The 17970-nt window shown below is 41.1% G+C and carries 15 protein-coding genes and 1 tRNA gene; 12 read left to right on the forward strand and 4 right to left on the reverse strand.

The genetic code is table 11. The annotated features are described in order from the left end of the window. Nucleotides 1-25: 25 nt before the first annotated feature. Nucleotides 26-1417: a S8 family peptidase gene (locus tag AO498_RS12920; protein ID WP_067548384.1), complete on the reverse strand. Its 1392-nt coding sequence runs from the start codon at nt 1415-1417 to the stop codon at nt 26-28. A 279-nt stretch (nt 1418-1696) separates the two neighbouring features. On the opposite strand from AO498_RS12920, the gene AO498_RS12925 reads away from it, so the two are divergent. The 6 genes from AO498_RS12925 (at nt 1697) to AO498_RS12950 (ending at nt 8535) form a co-directional block, all read left to right on the forward strand. Beyond that, entirely contained in the window at nt 1697-2389 is a 693-nt protein-coding gene (locus AO498_RS12925; protein WP_067550488.1) for an SIR2 family NAD-dependent protein deacylase, read from the forward strand. 147 nt (nt 2390-2536) lie between these two features. Beyond that, nucleotides 2537-3874: a flavin-containing monooxygenase gene (locus AO498_RS12930; protein ID WP_067548387.1), complete on the forward strand. Its 1338-nt coding sequence runs from the start codon at nt 2537-2539 to the stop codon at nt 3872-3874. 6 nt (nt 3875-3880) lie between these two features. Then, nucleotides 3881-4972, forward strand: a complete 1092-nt coding sequence (locus tag AO498_RS12935; RefSeq protein WP_067548390.1) for a serine hydrolase domain-containing protein — start codon at nt 3881-3883, stop codon at nt 4970-4972. Further along, nucleotides 4969-6300 (forward strand): YfcC family protein, encoded by a 1332-nt coding sequence (locus AO498_RS12940; RefSeq protein WP_067548393.1) that lies wholly within the window; start codon nt 4969-4971, stop codon nt 6298-6300. Before AO498_RS12935 ends, AO498_RS12940 begins: the two co-directional genes overlap by 4 nt. 25 nt (nt 6301-6325) lie before the next feature. Then, nucleotides 6326-7345 (forward strand): L-glyceraldehyde 3-phosphate reductase, encoded by a 1020-nt coding sequence (gene mgrA, locus AO498_RS12945; RefSeq protein ID WP_067548395.1) that lies wholly within the window; start codon nt 6326-6328, stop codon nt 7343-7345. Further along, the gene (locus AO498_RS12950) at nt 7345-8535 is read left to right on the forward strand and encodes an MFS transporter (protein WP_067548399.1); all 1191 of its coding nucleotides are present in this window, start codon (nt 7345-7347) and stop codon (nt 8533-8535) included. Before mgrA ends, AO498_RS12950 begins: the two co-directional genes overlap by 1 nt. 48 nt (nt 8536-8583) lie before the next feature. Here AO498_RS12950 and AO498_RS12955 read toward each other — a convergent pair whose 3' ends face one another. After that, nucleotides 8584-9375 (reverse strand): hypothetical protein, encoded by a 792-nt coding sequence (locus AO498_RS12955; RefSeq protein ID WP_067548402.1) that lies wholly within the window; start codon nt 9373-9375, stop codon nt 8584-8586. 199 nt (nt 9376-9574) lie between these two features. Between AO498_RS12955 and AO498_RS12960 the strand changes: the two genes are divergently transcribed. Further along, complete coding sequence (locus tag AO498_RS12960; RefSeq protein ID WP_067548405.1) at nt 9575-10699, forward strand: pyridoxal phosphate-dependent aminotransferase; 1125 nt, start codon at nt 9575-9577, stop codon at nt 10697-10699. After that, nucleotides 10699-11247 (forward strand): GNAT family N-acetyltransferase, encoded by a 549-nt coding sequence (locus AO498_RS12965; RefSeq protein ID WP_067548408.1) that lies wholly within the window; start codon nt 10699-10701, stop codon nt 11245-11247. Before AO498_RS12960 ends, AO498_RS12965 begins: the two co-directional genes overlap by 1 nt. Here the strand turns inward: AO498_RS12965 and AO498_RS12970 are convergent. Then, nucleotides 11244-12632, reverse strand: a complete 1389-nt coding sequence (locus AO498_RS12970) for an exonuclease domain-containing protein (RefSeq protein WP_067548411.1) — start codon at nt 12630-12632, stop codon at nt 11244-11246. The two genes, AO498_RS12965 and AO498_RS12970, sit on opposite strands and share 4 nt — an antisense overlap. A gap of 112 nt (nt 12633-12744) precedes the next feature. Between AO498_RS12970 and AO498_RS12975 the strand changes: the two genes are divergently transcribed. Then, on the forward strand, nt 12745-14325 hold the full coding sequence (locus AO498_RS12975) for an NAD(P)/FAD-dependent oxidoreductase (RefSeq protein WP_067548414.1): 1581 nt from the start codon (nt 12745-12747) through the stop codon (nt 14323-14325). Nucleotides 14326-14511: 186 nt separating this feature from the next. Continuing rightward, nucleotides 14512-14585: transfer RNA gene (locus AO498_RS12980), tRNA-Pro, on the forward strand. A 39-nt stretch (nt 14586-14624) separates the two neighbouring features. On the opposite strand, the gene AO498_RS12985 is transcribed toward AO498_RS12980, so the two are convergent. Continuing rightward, nucleotides 14625-15713, reverse strand: coding sequence for an AI-2E family transporter (locus AO498_RS12985; protein ID WP_067548417.1), 1089 nt, complete (start codon nt 15711-15713; stop codon nt 14625-14627). Between the two features lie 124 nt (nt 15714-15837). Between AO498_RS12985 and AO498_RS12990 the strand changes: the two genes are divergently transcribed. Further along, on the forward strand, nt 15838-16695 hold the full coding sequence (locus AO498_RS12990) for an alpha/beta hydrolase (protein ID WP_067548420.1): 858 nt from the start codon (nt 15838-15840) through the stop codon (nt 16693-16695). 81 nt (nt 16696-16776) lie between these two features. Further along, entirely contained in the window at nt 16777-17904 is a 1128-nt protein-coding gene (locus AO498_RS12995; protein ID WP_067548423.1) for a 1-acyl-sn-glycerol-3-phosphate acyltransferase, read from the forward strand. The last annotated feature ends 66 nt before the right edge of the window (nt 17905-17970 follow it).

A 17970-nucleotide genomic window follows, 5' to 3' on the forward strand; every position in this document is an offset into this window, starting at 1 on the left:
TTTTCATTTTATAGAATCTTAGAGATTAGAATCCAGAAACATTCAGGCGACCACCCGTTACCGTTGTACCTGCAAGAGAAGGAGTTGGAGTAGCAGAACCTAAAATTGCAGCTTTGATTTGGGCTGCTGATGCACCTGGATTTTCAGAAGCATAAAGCGCTGCCGCTCCAGTTACATGAGGGGTGGCCATGGATGTTCCATTGTAACTTGCATATCCAGAACCAATCGTTGCTGTTTTTCCTTTACCAGAAGCTTTTGGAACCGTGGACCAAATACCCGAACCAGGCGCTCCAATATCTACGGTATTGGCTCCATATTGAGAAAAGGAAGATAAATCACCAGTACTTGTAATCGAAGCAACTGCAATTATATTTTCAGAAGTATATCCTGAAGGATAACTGGCAGTAGCATCATTGTTTGTACCTGAGTTACCTGCAGCAGCGATAAATAAAATTCCTGCAGCATTAGCTCTATCAATAGCATCCTTTAATGCCTGAGAATAGCCTCCACCACCCCAAGAATTGTTAGTAGCCACAATATTTAAACCTTGGCTGTTTTTGAGATCAGTAAAATAATCAACAGCTTTAATTGCGTTAGCGGTTGTTCCACCTCTGGAACCCAAGAATTTAGCGCTAAGTAATTTTACATTCCAAACTACACCCGCAACTCCTTTTCCATTGCCACCTACACCACCAATCGTACCGGCTACGTGAGTTCCATGGTCATCAGCAGTTCCATCAAAAACCGTATTGTTATTTCCTGCAAAATCCCATCCATACACATCATCTACATAACCATTTCCATCATCATCCACTCCGTTATTAGCTATTTCTCCTGGATTTACGCCTGCATTTGGGGCCAAATCTTCATGGGTATACATGTAGCCTTCATCAATAATTCCGACGTAAACCGTGTTTGACCCTGTTTTACCAGCCGCCCATGCGGTATTTGCACCAGAACCAAAAGAACTTACTCCAGCTCCCATTCCCCAAAGTGATCCATTGGTAAAATAGGGATCATTGGAAGTTGCTGCATGCTGGTAGATCCAATTAGGCTCAGCATATTCCACTTCAGGCATGTTTTTCAAGCGCTCGATGGCCTCCAAAGTACCCAATTTACTTTCCACCAAGAGCAAATCACCAGATGCGCCACCTTTTCTTGCCAAAGCATCTACCATGGTGGGAGTTTTAATTTCCTCCACCACTGAAGCTTGAATCATCGCTAGCAAATCTTGGGAAATCCTAGATCCTTGATTTGCTGTTCGGTATTTAATCAACAATTGTCCCGGGACAAATTCTTGATTAACTACTCGCTCAATAGCATCGGTAGTCAAAGAATCATTTTCCAGAACATCCGAACAGGAGGCTGCCATCCCAAGTAGGGCGGAAAAAGACAGCACAGAATAAATTTTTCTCATAAGGTGTATTTGGTTAAAATTTTTCGGAATGTATTTACTTCAACCATATTTTCCTATAGTCAAAATCCATCCTGATAAAATATTTTTATTCGAAGAATAACTTAAGATTTTCTAATAATCTCAGATTGAAAGTTTGAAAAAAACAAAATTGTATTTAAAAAATATTTTTTAGACCAATTCCAGTAACAGAAGGGAATTGTTCCGATCCGAATTTCGCTGTTATTTTTTTTAAACATTTGAGCCTATTTTTCAAAAAAAAATATGGGCCAGACCAAATCCATGAAAAAATTAATTGTGCTATCAGGTGCCGGAGTATCAGCGGAAAGTGGCATTCGAACCTTTCGAGATAGTAATGGACTTTGGGAAAATCACGACGTTATGGAAGTAGCTTCTCCAGAAGGATGGAGAAGAAATCGGCAATTAGTTCTTGAATTTTACAATCAGCGTCGAAAGCAGGCCCGAGAATGCCAACCCAACTTAGCTCATCAATTATTAGCGGAATTAGAATCCTACTTTGAGGTTCATATTATCACCCAAAACGTCGATGATCTTCATGAGCGAGCGGGATCTTCCCAAGTCCTCCACCTCCATGGAGAGCTCAATAAAGCACAAAGTTCACTTGACCCAAAATTGATTTATAACCTCGATCATTGGGAAATCAAAGAGGGAGACAAATGCGAGAAAGGAAGTCAACTTCGTCCATTTATCGTGTGGTTTGGAGAAGCTGTCCCCATGATGTTACCTGCCATCAATTTGGTTAAAACCGCGGATTTTTTTTTGGTAATAGGTACCTCTCTTCAAGTCTATCCCGCAGCCAGTCTGATTGACTATGTACCCACTACCGCACAAAAATTTCTCATTGACCCTGTCGCACCTTCGAATTACCTAGCTAGAAATCTTCATTTGATTCAGGAAAATGCTACCTCTGGAATGGAAAAATTTAAGTCCCTAATTCTTGGGAAAACTGATTAAGAATTCCTTTAGAACCATACAAGTCCAAGGCTTAATAATGAGGCACTTTCAAATTTCAAAAAATTGAATTTTCAATTTTCTTAGTAGATTAAAACGAAAATCTGTTCCTAATCCAAACAGACTATTCCCCAAAACCCAATTTAACTCATGAATTACCGCGTAGCTGTAATAGGCGCAGGACCTTCTGGAATCACTGCATTAAAGAATTTACTAGATCAAGGTATTGATGCAATTGCCTTCGATCGAAATGAAAATGTAGGAGGAAACTGGATTTATTCCGAAAAGGAAAGCCATTCTTCGGTTTTTGAAACTACCCATATCATTTCATCCAAGACGCTTTCTCAGTATGAGGACTTTCCTTTCGAAGAATTTGACCCCGAAACTCCAGACTATCCATCCCATGAGGTGCTAAGAAATTACTTTCAAGCCTATGCGAGAAAGTTTAATCTTTATCCTTTTATCAGATTTAATACCCTAGTCAAACGCTGCGAATGGAAAGGCCCTCTCGAGTGGGTTATTACCACTGAAACAGAAGGAGAGGAGCGAGTGGAAACCTTTACCCATTTGGCAGTAGCCAATGGCCACCATTGGAAACCAAGGTATCCTTCCTACCCGGGTGAGTTTACCGGAGAATTTTTACATTCACACACCTTTAAAAAAGCAGCGCCCTTCGAAGGAAAGCGTGTTTTGGTGATTGGAGGAGGAAATTCAGCCTGTGATGTGGCAGTGGAAACAAGTCGGGTTTCTGCAAGTACTTCCATTTCTTGGAGACGAGGCTATTGGATAGCCCCCAAATTTTTCTTTGGAAAGCCATCTGATGTGGTGGCCGAAGGCACCAAATGGCTCCCACTAAAACTTCGGACATTTTTCAATCAGATTCTTCTCAAAATTTACTGGGGAGACTATAAAAAATATGGTTTACGTCCAATTACGGAGCCCTTTGGGTCGACTCACCCTACCATCAATGACGAACTCATGCACAAAATCCGCCATGGAAAAGTCAAACCCCGGATGGACATCGCTCGATTTGAGGGAAATCATGTCGTGTTTGAGGATGGAAAAAAAGAGGAATATGATGCTGTTATTGCCTGTACAGGATATTGGTTGACACACCCATTTTTTGACAAGGATTTTATTGACTATTCCTCAGGCCCTGTCCCTCTTTATTTGAAAATGTTTCATCCGGAGATCGATAATCTTTACTTCATTGGGATGTTTCAGCCTTTGGGTTGTATCTGGCCTGGAGCTGAGCTTCAAAGTAAACTGATGGCTCAGGAAATTATTGGAAAATGGAATCGTCCAAAGGACATTAAGGCTCTTTGTGAACAAGAGGTTACCAATCCCCACTATCACCAAATAGCAACGCCAAGACATACCATAACGGTAGATTATCACCTATTTATCAAGGCCTTAAAAAAGCATCTTCCCAAATCTTACGTTTCGAAGACGCCAATAACTCATCCAAAAGAACCCGTTCTGAATTAATTCCCGATGAACCAAAAAATCACATATCCTGTATATGGACTGATTTTTTTGGTCGGAATTTTTCTGGCTTGGGAATGGATGACCAGTTATCCCAAAGTGAGAATAGTGCCTTTAACTCACCCGGAGAGCCAAACAGAAAAAATTGATTCAGTCTTGATTCAGAGTTTAGTTTCTTATTCCCTTCCTGGAATTGCGGCAGGGCTTATCTCAGAGGGAGAAATTAGCTATCTGAAAAGTTTTGGATACCAAAATTTAGAGACCAAAGACTCTTTAAAACTAGATTCTAAACTACCTGTAGGATCGGTATCCAAACTATTTGTTGCACTTACAGTGGCGAATTATGGATTAGAACAGGGTTGGAATTTGCATACGCCTGCTGAAAAAATAATCCCAATTCCAAGCAAGGAAATTACCTTAGGCCACCTGCTTACCCATACCTCCGGATTAAAGTCTCCCAATCTCCTTAATCAATTGATTCGTTCTAGGAAAAGCCTTCCTTTAGATCAAATCGGCAATTCGAAATTGGATTTTTCGGGCGCTTTGAATCAGAAAAATTACGCGGACATCAACTTTGATCTATTGGGTCATTTGCTTGAGAAGTCTTCAAAAACCTCATTCAACTCCTTGTCCTTAGGTCGTATTTTTGAAAAAGGCGGAATGGAACAAACTTATTTTGAAGAAAATACCAGCCTTTCCGTGCCTGCACAAGGATATTGTCCGGCATTTCCTTGGAGGAGAATCAAGAAAGAATCTTTCCATTTGCCCATATTGCCTTCCCCCTCCTCAGGAATGATCACCTCCGCAGAAGACCTGTCTAAATTTATGCTTCATCTTAGCCGTGGAGAAATGAGTGATTTCAGCGATGAATTAGACTGGCTTACTGGTGACGCTGAAATTCCCGCAGGCTTTCAGTCTATAAAAATTGGGGGAAAAACTTATGTCGGTCATTTTGGAGAACAGGGAGGATTTAGCGCATTTCTATTCTTTTCCAAAAACTGGGACACGGGTATTTTCCTAATCACCAATTCTAGAGACCACGCTGATTTTAGAATTCAAATTGCATCAGCTCTTCTTCAAATTTTAACTCAGCCTTCATGAAATTTTCCTTTCCTCACCCCATGGTTATTTTGTTGGGGTTTATTGTACTAGCCGCTTTAGGAGTTTATTTAATTCCATCCGGGGAATTTGATCGAATCATTGATCCTCTATCTGGAAGAGAGGTAGTGGTTCCGGGAAGTTTTCATGCCATTGAAGATGTCACTCCTTCTTTAAAGGACATCCTCCTTGCGATCCCTGAAGGAATCATCGCCGGAGCAGATATTTTGGTTTTGATTTTATTCATTGGAGGAGCGTTTTATATCGTCGAAAAAACAGGAGCCTTACAATTAGGAATAGAGAATTTATTTTTTCGGTTTAAGAGCTCGAAATTCATTTTGATTTACCTCCTAGGTGTTGTTTTTGCCTTTGGAGGGGCAGCAGTATCGATGCAGGAGGAGATTATTCCCATGGTCCCAATTTTAATTCTTTTAGCCACCAAACTCAATTACGACCTAAGGAGTATTATCGCCATAACTTTTGGTTCTTCGATGATCGGGGCTGCACTCTCCCCTTTCAATCCATTTGTGGGTTTGCTTGCCCAAAATATCGGGGAAGTAATCCCCTTTTCCGGGTTTGGATTTCGAAGTACAGCTTTGGGATTGATTCTTTTTTCATGGATTACTTTTCATTTGATCCAAGGGAAAAAATCAAATCCTTCATCCCAGGATGTACAGTTTAAACCAAGTAGTTTAACCTTAAGAGATATTTCGATTCTTTTTTTGGCCTTTGGAGGTTTCGGATTGATGGCCTTCGGAATCATCCAGTGGGATTGGAGCTATACCGAAATGTCAGCTTTATTTTTTGTTATTGGAATGGCCTGTGGAATTATCGCTGGAAAAGGTCTTAACGGAACTGCTCGGTTATATGTATCAGGTTTTGGAGAAATGATATTCGCAGGAGTAATTGTGGGTTTAGCAAGAAGTATTTATTTGATTTTGGAAAAAGGAGCGATCATCGATTCGATTATTCAAGGACTATTTTCACCATTGGAAAATCTTCCTAATGCCTTGGCAATTACCGGAATGTTTATCAGTCAAGCTTTAATCCATATCCCCGTCCCAAGTACTTCGGGTCAAGCCGTACTTACTATTCCATTGGCGGCTCCTCTTACCGAACTTTTGGGAATCAGCAGGCAAGTTGCAGTCTTGGCTTACCAACTTCCGGCAGCACTCATGGATATGCTCACCCCTACCAATGGTGGAATGATGGCGATCATTGCTGCAGGAGGACTTAGCTATAAAGATTGGATTTCCTACATTTGGAAAAGCTGGATCATGATCACTTTGATCTGTCTAGGCATCACCCTTTTGGGAATTCTTTGGTTTTGAAATCTATCCATTAACTTCTAATACAATGCATATTAACGATCACAATCCACTCCCCCCGTATCTTCCAGCAGCCGATCGATACGATCAAATGAAGTATCGATTTTGTGGAAAAAGTGGATTGCAACTTCCAGAGATCAGTTTAGGACTGTGGCATAATTTCGGGCACAATGCAGACCTAACTTTGGGAAGGAAAATCCTTCGAAGAGCTTTTGACCTTGGTATTTGTCATTTTGATTTGGCAAATAATTACGGCCCACCTTTTGGCTCCGCTGAGGAGAATTTTGGAAGAATTCTTCAAAAAGACTTCCTGCCCTATCGAGATGAATTACTGATTTCCTCCAAAGCCGGCTGGGATATGTGGCCTGGTCCTTATGGGAATTTTGGATCTAAAAAATACTTGATCGCAAGTTGCGATCAGAGTTTGAAAAGAATGGGCATCGACTACGTAGATATTTTCTATCATCATCGACCCGACCCAAATACGCCTTTGGAAGAGACTATGGGCGCATTAGCTCAACTCCATCGCCAAGGAAAAGCCCTCTATGTAGGAATTTCACAATATTCAGCTGAGGACACCCTCAAGGCCTACCAAATTTTAAAAGAAATGGGAGTCCCTCTCCTAATCCATCAGCCAAGATACAGCATGCTAGATCGATGGGTTGAAGGTGGTTTGATGGATGTACTTGAAGAAAAAGGAATTGGCAGCATCGCATTTTCACCCCTTGAGCAAGGAATGCTTACAGATAAATACCTCAAAGGAATCCCAAGCGACTCGAGAGCGGCTAAAGACGGCCGGTATCTTAAGGCTGAACAAATAGCGCCTGAAAAAATCCAAATGATCAGTAAGCTCAATGAAATCGCCAAGCAAAGAGGACAAAGCCTAGCACAAATGGCGATTGCATGGCTATTGAAAGATTCGAGAATTACCTCTGTATTGATTGGAGTTTCTAAACCTGAGCAGTTGGATGACAATGTTGCAGCAGTGAAAAACTCCACGTTTTCCCAAGAGGAACTAGCCTCGATCGAATCTATTTTAAAAGCCTAATGCCAAAGCAAATTCCTCCGCGAAGTGCCTTGATTTTGATCGTCATTGCTCAATTTCTAGGCACTTCGCTTTGGTTTGCAGGAAATGCAGCTGCATCTGAATGGGAAATCCTCCTTGACAGATCTGGTACTGCTCCGACACTCACCCTAGTAGTCCAGTTGGGTTTTATTTTTGGGACGTTCCTTTATGCACTTGGATCCATAGCAGATCGATTCTCCCCTTCTAAGGTGTTTCTGATTAGCTGCATACTAGCTGCCTCTTTCAATTTTTCGATCATCCTCTTACCTACAAGTTTTTCGACCATTCTATTTTGCAGGTTTTGGGTTGGCTTTTTCTTGGCAGGTATATATCCCGTCGGAATGAAAATAGCAGCAGACTATTTTGAAAAAGGCTTAGGTTCCGCACTTGGATTTTTGGTTGGGGCCTTGGTTTTGGGAACTGGATTTCCATTTTTACTCAAAGGCCTAGGTTGGGAAATATCCTGGAAAACAATTTTATGGAGTACTTCTACCCTTGCGATTTTAGGAGGTTTAGCGATTGGATTTCTAGTTCCTGATGGCCCTTATCGTAAAAAAAGCCCCAAACTTGATTTTGGATTGATTCCGAAATTCACCAAAAACACTGCATTGAAAGGTGCTGCTGGAGGGTATTTTGGGCACATGTGGGAACTCTACACTTTTTGGGCTTTCTTACCCGCGTTGATTTTTGGACTCACCCAAGGAACACTTTCCACTGAAAATCAATCACTATGGACATTCTGGATAATTTCTGCCGGGGGAGTTTCCTGTGCTTTAGGAGGGATTTTAGCACAAAAAATCGGGAGTCAACAAGTGGCAATTGGAAGCTTAATTTTGTCGGGACTTTGTGGATTGCTTTTATTGGTTTTACCTGATATTTCAGCTTTTATTATTTTCACGTTTTTGCTTCTTTGGGGCATTTCGGTGACTGCGGATTCCCCGCAATTTTCAACACTTGTTGCTCAAAGTGTTCCTGCAGAACAGCGAGGAACAGCTCTTACCTTGGTTAACAGTGTTGGATTTGGAATAACTGTGATCAGCATTTTAGTCACGAGAGAATTGGCTTTACTACTTGAGCCAAAGGTTTATTTGGGATTTCTCTTCCTCGGCCCTACTGTGGGCGTCTTTCTTTTCAAGTACTTCAGAGGCAAAGATTCTTCTGAAAGGAAATAAAAAAGGCTCCAAACGGAGCCTAAGCGTAGATTCAGTCAAACCGGACTATCATCTAACTACATTTTCTAAAGTGGCCAAGTAGATCCATTTTTGATCTCTTGAGTTTAAACCTGCATTCACAGCAGCACGTTGCTCTGCAGTCTGGTGCATATCTTCATATTCCTGAGAATTGAAAAACTGAACATAATCTTTAAATAAGTTCATGGTCAGATGGGTAGAAGATGCTTCAGAACCTTGTGGCAAAGCCGCTCGAAGAAAACTCCAATGCCCCATCATTCCTTGAGCAATTTTGTTCTGATGAATGGGTTTGAATACATCAATTTCTGCCTTTTCATAATCTTGATACCTTCCTTCTACGGCTTTCATCAGGTCAAAGGATGCCAAAATTCCAGGTTTAAATTGAAATTGATCCTGTGTACAAGACAACTCCTTCATATAGAGCCGCATAGGTAATTCCCGAATCCCTAATGCTTGTTGAAATACGGTTCGAACTTGTTCATCATTTAAATGAGGATAAGCGATTTTTGTATAGTTGATGATTGTCTCATCATCCATTCCATTCATCATTTTTACCGGATCATCATAATAAGTCACCATGATACACTGGTAGTTGCTTTGTCCCTCTCCATTTTGCACGCGCCAATATTCCCAGCCTTTAATCAGCTTATCATTCAACGCCTGACGGTAAACTTTCTCCATAAAGTCTTTATACTCGATGTAATCAAAGAGCTGTTCATTAGACACCTTGATAAACTCGAATACCATATACTGGATCGATTGGGCGAATACGCTGCCTGCCCAAATCATCCCACAAATCAAGAGCATTAGTAGCTTTTTCATTTGAATTAGGGGTTAAAGTGATAGGACAATAAGAAAATGTAAAAAATAAATTCTGAAAAAATAAATATTTCAGAATAAAAATTTTCAAATGACCAAATTTTCTAAATATTATTCTATCAAACAAAATGAAGGAAAAAATATCTTTTTTATAATATCCTTGGCAAATCCTTAGTATTTTACCAATCAAAACCGAAAAGCAATGACAGGAATATCAAGAAGAAATTGGCTGAAATCTGCTACTCTAGGAAGTGGATTGGCTATGCTGGGAGGTACAGGAATTGTATCAAACCTATCTGCTGAAGAAATCAAAAAATATAATCCAAGACCATTAGCTGGCCCGATCAGACTTGGATCTAATGAAAATCCCTACGGCCCTTCCGAAAAAATGCGGCAAGCCATGACAGCTGCATTTGATAATGGATGCCGTTACCCTTGGGGATACAATGCCTCCTTGGTGAAAATGATTGCTGAAAAGGAAGGAGTGCCGGAAGATCATATAGTACTAGTTGCGGGATCTACTGAAGGATTGAAAGTCACAGGAATCACTTTTGCGCAAGGAGGTGAAATTATTTCCTGCGCTCCCACTTTCCTTTCCATGATGGAATATGCCGAACTCTGGGGTACAGATATCAATTGGGTTCCTTTGAATAAGGATTTGGATTTTGATTTGGAAGAAATCGAAAAGCGAGTCAGTCACGAAACAAGATTGGTATTTTTGTGTAATCCGAATAACCCAACTGGAAAGTTGCTTCCTGCTGATCAAGTGATTGATTTTTGCCAAACGGTTAGCCAACGAGCTATCGTCTTCAGCGATGAAGCCTATTATGATTACATCACCGAGCCGAATTACCCTTCGATGGTAGAATTGGTAAAAAAAGGATACGATGTAGTCGTTTCCCGTACCCTTTCCAAAGTGTACGGGCTGGCAGGAATCCGAATGGGATATTTGATTGCACGACCTGAATTAGCTCAAAAACTCCGAGACCGAGTAGTAGCGAACACCAATATCATGGCCATCGAGGCTGGAAAAGCCGCCTTGGCAGATCAGGAATTTTATCAATTTTCCTTGAAGAAAAATGCAGAAGCGAAAGCCTTGATAATTCAAACGCTTGACGAATTAAAACTCCCCTATCTGGAATCACATGCCAATTTTGTGTTTTTCCAATCTGGTCGAGATGTAACCGCTTTGGGAAAAGCTATGGCTGAGAAAGGGTTTATTATCGGAAGACCATTTCCTCCATTGAACGACTGGTGCAGAATCTCCACCGGAACCATCGAAGAAGTCACCCTATACAATCAAGCGATTAAAGAAGTCCTTGGATAATGCTTCCATCTGATCTTATTCTAGAAAATGACCAAGTCCTGCTCAGACCACTCGTCGAGCAGGACTTTCCTGTTTTACAAAAGCTGACTCAAGATTCGGATCAATGGATTTATTTCACCCATGATTTGAGTGATACCAATCAGTTTAAAGATTGGGCGGCACCTCATTTTAAAGGAGAGCGACTTCAGTTTACTGTCATTGACAAAAAAACGATGGAAATGGCAGGTTCTACAGCCTTTGGAAATTACTTCCCTAAAGACCGCCGTATTGAAATTGGTTGGACATGGCTGGGCAAAGATTTTAGAGGAAGAGGAATCAACCCTGCCATGAAAAAGCTCATGTTGGATTATGCTTTTGGTACTCTAGAAATGATGCGAGTAGAAATCAAAACGGATGTTTTGAATGTTCCCGCTAGAACCGCATTGAAAAATATCGGAGCAATAGAAGAAGGAGTGCTCAGAAGCCACACGCTAATGACAAGAGGAAGAAGAAGAGATACAATTTATTATAGTTTTCTGGCTGCTGAATGGCACCTTTCCTTGACCTAACCAAAGTTTAATATCCAAGGCGATTCCTCTATTTTTCGTTCTAAAACAGTGATTTGACTGAGGTCAAATTGATGGAGGTATTGTCTGAGGATGTAAAATGTCTCAGGGACTGGATTCACTTTTTCCAACTGCTCGATTTCCACTTCAGTTGAAGCGACGAAACCATAACGGGTCAAAACACCGCCTGAAAAAACGCAGGCGGCAACTTCATCTTTACTTCTTCCCTCGAGTTTGATTAAAATATCTTTTTTAGAAGTACTTAGAAGTTGGACCCATTCTTCTGCTCGCTGATTGTAGCTTTTCGGTGATTCATTTGAGAAACAAGCCCCAAGGCAAGTTGCCCCATTTAAATGGTTACAAGATACTTTATGCAAGCCATTGAGCTTCCCACAAAGTTGATAGGTTTCAGTGGCAGACTGCAGATATTGCTTGGCTTCTTCTTGACTAAAAAAAGTCTCCAAAGGGCGAAGATTTTTGGTGGTTTTGGAGATTTGAAATCTTGAAAAGCCTGATCCATCTTGATAATGAAAAATACCCCAAAGCGACTTAGGGCTTTTGAGCGCTGAATTATAAATCGGCCAAATTCGCTTGATTTCAAGCATTTCGATGAGCAAAGCCATAAACTCGGAACCAGTAATTTGCCATTTAAGGTCGGTTACTTCTTCCTTAAGCTTTTGCTTGAGTTGAGGCAACACCTTTCCCGAAAAATGACCTTTAAATCGCTCCTTGATATTATTGGCTTTTCCCACATAGATCACTTTTCCTTTGGCATTGAGCATGTAATAAACCCCGCAGGCCTCCGGAATTTGACGGAATTTTGATAATGGGAAATTGGGCGGAAGATAGGATTCCCCACTGTTTTTTTTCAAAGAGGAATAGACGATATCGGATTTTTCCCGAATGATCTTATCAAAAAGAATGGCGGTAGCTTTTGCATCTCCCATAGCTCGGTGACGTGCCAAAATGGGAATTCGGAGACTTTCGCATAATCTCCCCAAACTATACGAACCCATTCCAGGGATAGCTTTTCGAGCCATTCTCACGGTACATAATCGTGGTGGATTCCATGTTTTTCCATTTTTGGAAAACGCCTCCCGAATAAAACTGAAATCAAAATTGACATTATGGGCCACAAACACTCGATCTTTCAAGAGTTCCCATAACTCGTCCGCTATTTCTTCAAATACCGGTGCATCGGCGACCATCTGCTGATCTATTCCGGTTAATCCGGTGATAAATCCCGGGATATATTGCTGGGGATTGAGTAAAGTTTGAAACTCACCTGTGATTTTCTCCCCATCGTGAAGCACAACTGCAATCTCAGTGATCCCTCCTCCTGAAGGTGCTCCACCTGTAGTTTCAATATCCACGATTGCGAATTGCATTTTCAAAAATAAGGTTCTGAAATAGTCCTAGCTAATTTTAGACGGATATTGTCTCAAGGGAATTAAGCGGAAGTTTTACCTTTGCGAAGATTTAAGGATAAACACCTTACCCATGAAACAAAACTTTTCCCTGCAGCTTTCCCCTGAGGAGGCTTACGATTCTGAAAACTTCAGAAAAGCAGTCCTAAAGAAAGCCGGACTAGCCCCTGACTTGCCGAATGCTTTTGCTCGTCAAACGCGCCGATCAATTGACGCAAGAGGCAGAAAAGTCCTAGTAAATGTGGAAGCTGAGCTTTTCATCAATGAAAACCCCGGATCACTTTTAGATCATTTGCCTGAATACCATCACGTCTCTCAGCAAGATCCGATTTTGATTGTTGGAGCAGGTCCTGCGGGACTTTTTGCAGCTTTGAGAGCAATCGAACTAGGTGTAAAACCTATTGTGATCGAACGAGGAAAAGATGTCCGAGCGAGAAGACGAGACCTAGCAGCCATCAATAAAGAAGGAATTGTCAATCCAGACTCAAACTACTGTTTCGGCGAAGGAGGTGCTGGGACTTATTCTGATGGGAAATTGTACACCCGGTCCAAAAAACGTGGAGACATCCGCAGAATCATGGAAATCTTGGTAGCACATGGTGCTACCGAAGAAATCCTTGTTGATGCACATCCACACATTGGCACAAATAAGCTTCCGGTTTTAGTGGCTAAACTACGAGAGACAATCTTGGAACATGGAGGAGAGATCCTTTTCGATACCCGAGTAGAAGACCTGATCCTTGAAAATGATGAAATCAAGGGGGTAATCACTCAGCAAGGAGATAAAATCAAAGGACTTGGGGTAATCCTAGCGACGGGACATTCTGCCCGAGATATTTTTCAATTATTAGATCGAAGAAAAGTTCTAATCGAAGCGAAACCCTTTGCCTTGGGGGTTCGGATTGAGCATAGTCAAACCCTGATTGACCGAATTCAATACCATTGTGAAATTGACCGAGGACCTTATCTTCCAGCCTCGGCTTATTCTTTGGTCCATCAAACTGAATATAAAGGAAAGCAAAGGGGTGTGTTTAGCTTTTGCATGTGTCCGGGAGGCTTTATCGTTCCTGCGGCAACTGCACCGGGAGAATTGGTTGTAAACGGAATGAGCCCAAGCCGAAGAGACAGCAAATTTGCCAATTCAGGAATGGTCGTCTCTGTTGAACTTGAAGATTTGGGGAAATACCATCAATTCGGAGCCTTATCGGCGATGCATTTTCAAGCTGAAATTGAGCAGAAAGCTTGGGCTGCAGGTGGAAAGACTCAAACTGCTCCCGCACAGCGAATGGTGGATTTTGTCAATCGAAAGGTTTCCTCAAGCTTATTGGATACCTCCTACCAACCTGGGCTGGTCTCCGTTGAGATGCGGGAAGTGCTGCCCGACTTCATCGCCGAGCGAATGGCTATGGCTTTCAAGGCTTTTGGTCAAAAGATGAAAGGATATTTTACCAATGATGCTCAACTAATTGGAGTGGAAAGTAGAACCTCCTCTCCAGTTCGAATTCCAAGAATTAAAGAAACCTTCGAACACCCTCAAATCAAACGACTTTATCCCTGCGGAGAAGGCGCCGGATATGCAGGAGGAATCGTTTCTGCCGCAATGGATGGAGAGCGATGTGCTGAAATGCTAATTGCAGCCTATTGCAAAAAATAAATTCAAAGCGATTTTAATAAAACCAAAAAAAAATTCTCACTTCAAATTATTTGAAATCAAGCAGTTGAATCAGAAAAGCCTGAAGAACGATGGATTTGGCTGATTTTTTATTTTCGATTCAATTTGAAATTGTGAAATTTTCCTAAGTTTGCACCACCTTAATCAAAAGCGATCAAGGAAAAGTTTCGGGGTGTAGCGTAGCCCGGTATCGCGCCACATTTGGGATGTGGAGGTCGTAGGTTCGAATCCTGCCACCCCGACTTTAATTTTCAAAAGCAAATCTTTCAGATTTGCTTTTTTTATTTCTGGTCCTCTGATTTCCATTTCCTTCGGATCAGCTTCCAAAAATTTTCAGACTGTTCTGACACAGGCACATCGTCACCTAGTAGATAAGCGAAGGGTTTCAATTTTTCACTTCGTTCCAGGGTGATTTTCAATACACCAACCATAGGAATAAAAAGCATCATTCCTGAAACTCCCCAAAGCCAACCTCCTATCAAAATCGCAAAAATTACCGCCAAGGCATTTACCTTAACTTTTGAACCTACCACATAAGGGGTAATCACGTTATTTTCGAAAAGCTGTAAGCCCCAAAGAGTTCCGAAAGTAACCAAAGGATAAACCAGAGAATCTGTAGTCAAAAAAACATACAGAATCACCAATAGTGAAGAAACAAATACCCCAACATAAGGAATCAGATTCATGATAGCGATGAAGGCCGCGAATAGAAGGAAATACTTGATCCCCATCACGTAAAAGAATATGCCCGCCAAAAGGGCTACAATTCCAGTCACTCGCACGATTCCAACAAGATACGATTGAATCACCTTTCCAGAATCCCCTACCCAATTCAGGATTTGATCATTATTTCTTCTCGAATACCGAAGCAAAAATTCACCAAAAAAGTCTTTGTAATACATCAACAGAAAAATGTACAAGGGAATTATACCCATCAAAGTCAATGACTTACCTGTTGAAAATAAGGTTTGATTCAAGTTTCCAGATTGAAAAAATGACAAAAGGCTGGAGTCTTTTTGAATTCCAAGAAAATTATCTCCAAAGATCAAGGCCAGGTCTCCGTAGTACCGATCAAACTTCCCTTCTAGATTACTCTGGATCTCAGGAATATCCTGAAGGAGCCCAATCATCTGGTGAAGCAATAGGTAAAATAGGCTTAGAAAAAATAAGGAAACCAAAGCAATAGCAAGAAAGATAGCCAGCCCTCGTGGCACATGCCTCTTTTCAAACCAAAGCGAAATGGGATAAAGCGCAAATGCAAAAAAAATCCCCCAAACTAAGGGTATCCAAATGAATGAACCTTCCCGAAGGACAATCGATCCTAGGACGAGTATTAGTAGAAAATTTGCAGTGGAACTTGTGGGCCTCATGGTACGGGTGATTTACTCTTGAATATACAAATTCCATCCAAGGTCTGTAGGGTACATTCATCACAGAAATGATGATGATCCCCTGAAAAGTCTCTATTTTGACCATCCAAACCTTAAAGCACCTATGAAAAAAATTATCCTATTTATCCTCTTCGTATACGCTTTCCAACCTTCATTTTCACAGGCGAAAGTTGATACGATTAGCGTTTTTAGTGCGGCAATGCAAAAAAGCCTAAAAGCAGCAGTCACCCTCCCGTCCACTTATCAAACTGGAAATCAATCCTATCCTGTGTTGTATTTATTGCATGGCGGTTCTGGAGCATTTGATGATTGGCATAAAAAAGTCACTGAACTTGGACTAGTGAACCGACTTTCCGACCAGTATAATCTTATCATCGTCACTCCCGGAGTAGGACCCGCGAGTTACTATTACGACAGTCCTTTGATGGACTCTGTCAGGTATGAAACCTACATGATTGAAGAATTAATCCCTTTTGTAGATAAAAATTATCGAACACTTGCTCAAAAAGAATCCCGAGCAATCACCGGATTATCCATGGGTGGCCATGGCGCAATTATGCTATCAGCTAAACATCCTGAATTGTTTGTAGCAGCAGGAAGCATGAGTGGTGTGATGAATATCGATACTCGGATGTGGACTGTACCAGAAGATTTCCGAAAACTCAGACAAGAAGGGCAAAAGCAAATGCTTGGAGAAATCAATTACATTGCTCCTGACTTCAATTCCTACACCGCTGTTGGACTCGCTCGAAAGATTCATGAAAATGGATTAGCACTCATCATTGACTGTGGCGTGGATGATTTCTTGATTCATACCAACCGCCAATTGAGAAGTATTTTGCTTTGGAATCAAACTCCACATGACTACATCGAGCGACCTGGAGCTCATACCTGGACGTACTGGACTGAATCACTTCCTGTTCACCTATTATTTTTCAACAAACACCTCAAACGGAATTAGGCAATTTTGAACACGGAGCGATAGGGGTTCTTCCCTTTTTGTGTGTTTTTTTGCTTTTTGCGAATCATTTATCTCCAACCTATGTCCAAGTTTGACTCGATCAGACCCTTTTACGATGCAGAAGTGAATGCCGCAATTCGGCAAATCATCGATGACCCCATGCTGGAGGCCATGATGAACTTTACGTTTCCAAATGATTCTCCTTCCCATTGGAATGATTTGATGTTGCATACGCACTCCTTGCGGGATTTTCAAATCAACTTCATCTACCCAGGCCTGATGAAAGTACTTCAAAAAAGCTCAGAAGGATTATCTTCTGGTGGATTTGAATTGCTAGAGCCAAATACCGCTTACCTATTTATCTCCAATCATCGAGATATCATTCTTGATACATCCCTTCTGAACGCCCTTCTTTATGAAAATGGGTTGGTCATGACTACCTCTGCAATTGGGGATAATCTAATCAAAAAGCCATTTCTGCATACACTTTCTAGACTCAACCGGAATTTTGCCATTCGTAGAGGTCTGACAGGAAGAGCCCTTTTGGAAAGCTCGATTTTAGCCAGTGAGTATATTCAAAAATCCCTTTTGAAGGAAAATAGATCCGTTTGGACAGCTCAAAAAGAAGGAAGAACCAAGGATGGAAACGACTCCACCCATAAAGGAGTCTTAAAGATGCTTACCTTGGCCGAACCCTCCTCCGATGCTTTTTCATTTTTTGAAAAAATCAAGTTGGTGCCTGTATCTATTTCTTACGAATATGATCCAACTGATATATTGAAAATGCCGGAATTACTGGCAAAGGCCCGAGATGAAAAATATGTCAAAAGTGAGAACGAAGATTTCATCAACCTCCTGAGGGGAATCATGGGAACCAAAAAACGGATTCATCTTCAAGTAAATACTGTAATGGATGAGGAAATACAGGAAATTTCAAAAATGGATCTGAACCAGTCTGAAAAATTGAGTGTATTGGCGGATAAAATCGACATACATATTTGGGAAGGATACAAACTTTGGCCAAGTAATTACATTGCCCACGATTTGCTAAATCAAACCACCACCTATTCTGACCAATATACCCTAGAAGAAAAAGCCGCTTTTGAACGGCGCCTCAGTGAACGTGTAAATCAAACGAATCCTCTTGAAGTCCAAAGTTTTCTAGCGATGTACGCCAATCCGGTAAATAACAAAAAAAAGGAACGGTAATCCCGTTCCTTTTTTATTTCCAATAAATCCAATGGCATTTGAAAAAACTATTTAGTCGAGTAAATT

Origin of the sequence: Algoriphagus sanaruensis, assembly GCF_001593605.1 — a bacterium.
Taxonomy (GTDB): Bacteria; Bacteroidota; Bacteroidia; order Cytophagales; family Cyclobacteriaceae; genus Algoriphagus; species Algoriphagus sanaruensis.

What these genes read in the sequence shown, in the direction of transcription:
- AO498_RS12930 (WP_067548387.1), top strand. Translation starts at nt 2,537, where the DNA reads ATGAATTACCGCGTAGCTGTAATAGGCGCAGGACCTTCTGGAATCACT.
- AO498_RS12925 (WP_067550488.1), top strand. Translation starts at nt 1,697, where the DNA reads ATGAAAAAATTAATTGTGCTATCAGGTGCCGGAGTATCAGCGGAAAGT.
- AO498_RS12920 (WP_067548384.1), bottom strand. Translation starts at nt 1,417, where the DNA reads ATGAGAAAAATTTATTCTGTGCTGTCTTTTTCCGCCCTACTTGGGATG.
- AO498_RS12985 (WP_067548417.1), bottom strand. Translation starts at nt 15,713, where the DNA reads ATGAGGCCCACAAGTTCCACTGCAAATTTTCTACTAATACTCGTCCTA.
- AO498_RS12935 (WP_067548390.1), top strand. Translation starts at nt 3,881, where the DNA reads ATGAACCAAAAAATCACATATCCTGTATATGGACTGATTTTTTTGGTC.
- mgrA (WP_067548395.1), top strand. Translation starts at nt 6,326, where the DNA reads ATGCATATTAACGATCACAATCCACTCCCCCCGTATCTTCCAGCAGCC.
- AO498_RS12990 (WP_067548420.1), top strand. Translation starts at nt 15,838, where the DNA reads ATGAAAAAAATTATCCTATTTATCCTCTTCGTATACGCTTTCCAACCT.
- AO498_RS12940 (WP_067548393.1), top strand. Translation starts at nt 4,969, where the DNA reads ATGAAATTTTCCTTTCCTCACCCCATGGTTATTTTGTTGGGGTTTATT.
- AO498_RS12950 (WP_067548399.1), top strand. Translation starts at nt 7,345, where the DNA reads ATGCCAAAGCAAATTCCTCCGCGAAGTGCCTTGATTTTGATCGTCATT.
- AO498_RS12965 (WP_067548408.1), top strand. Translation starts at nt 10,699, where the DNA reads ATGCTTCCATCTGATCTTATTCTAGAAAATGACCAAGTCCTGCTCAGA.
- AO498_RS12970 (WP_067548411.1), bottom strand. Translation starts at nt 12,632, where the DNA reads ATGCAATTCGCAATCGTGGATATTGAAACTACAGGTGGAGCACCTTCA.
- AO498_RS12975 (WP_067548414.1), top strand. Translation starts at nt 12,745, where the DNA reads ATGAAACAAAACTTTTCCCTGCAGCTTTCCCCTGAGGAGGCTTACGAT.
- AO498_RS12955 (WP_067548402.1), bottom strand. Translation starts at nt 9,375, where the DNA reads ATGAAAAAGCTACTAATGCTCTTGATTTGTGGGATGATTTGGGCAGGC.
- AO498_RS12960 (WP_067548405.1), top strand. Translation starts at nt 9,575, where the DNA reads ATGACAGGAATATCAAGAAGAAATTGGCTGAAATCTGCTACTCTAGGA.
- AO498_RS12995 (WP_067548423.1), top strand. Translation starts at nt 16,777, where the DNA reads ATGTCCAAGTTTGACTCGATCAGACCCTTTTACGATGCAGAAGTGAAT.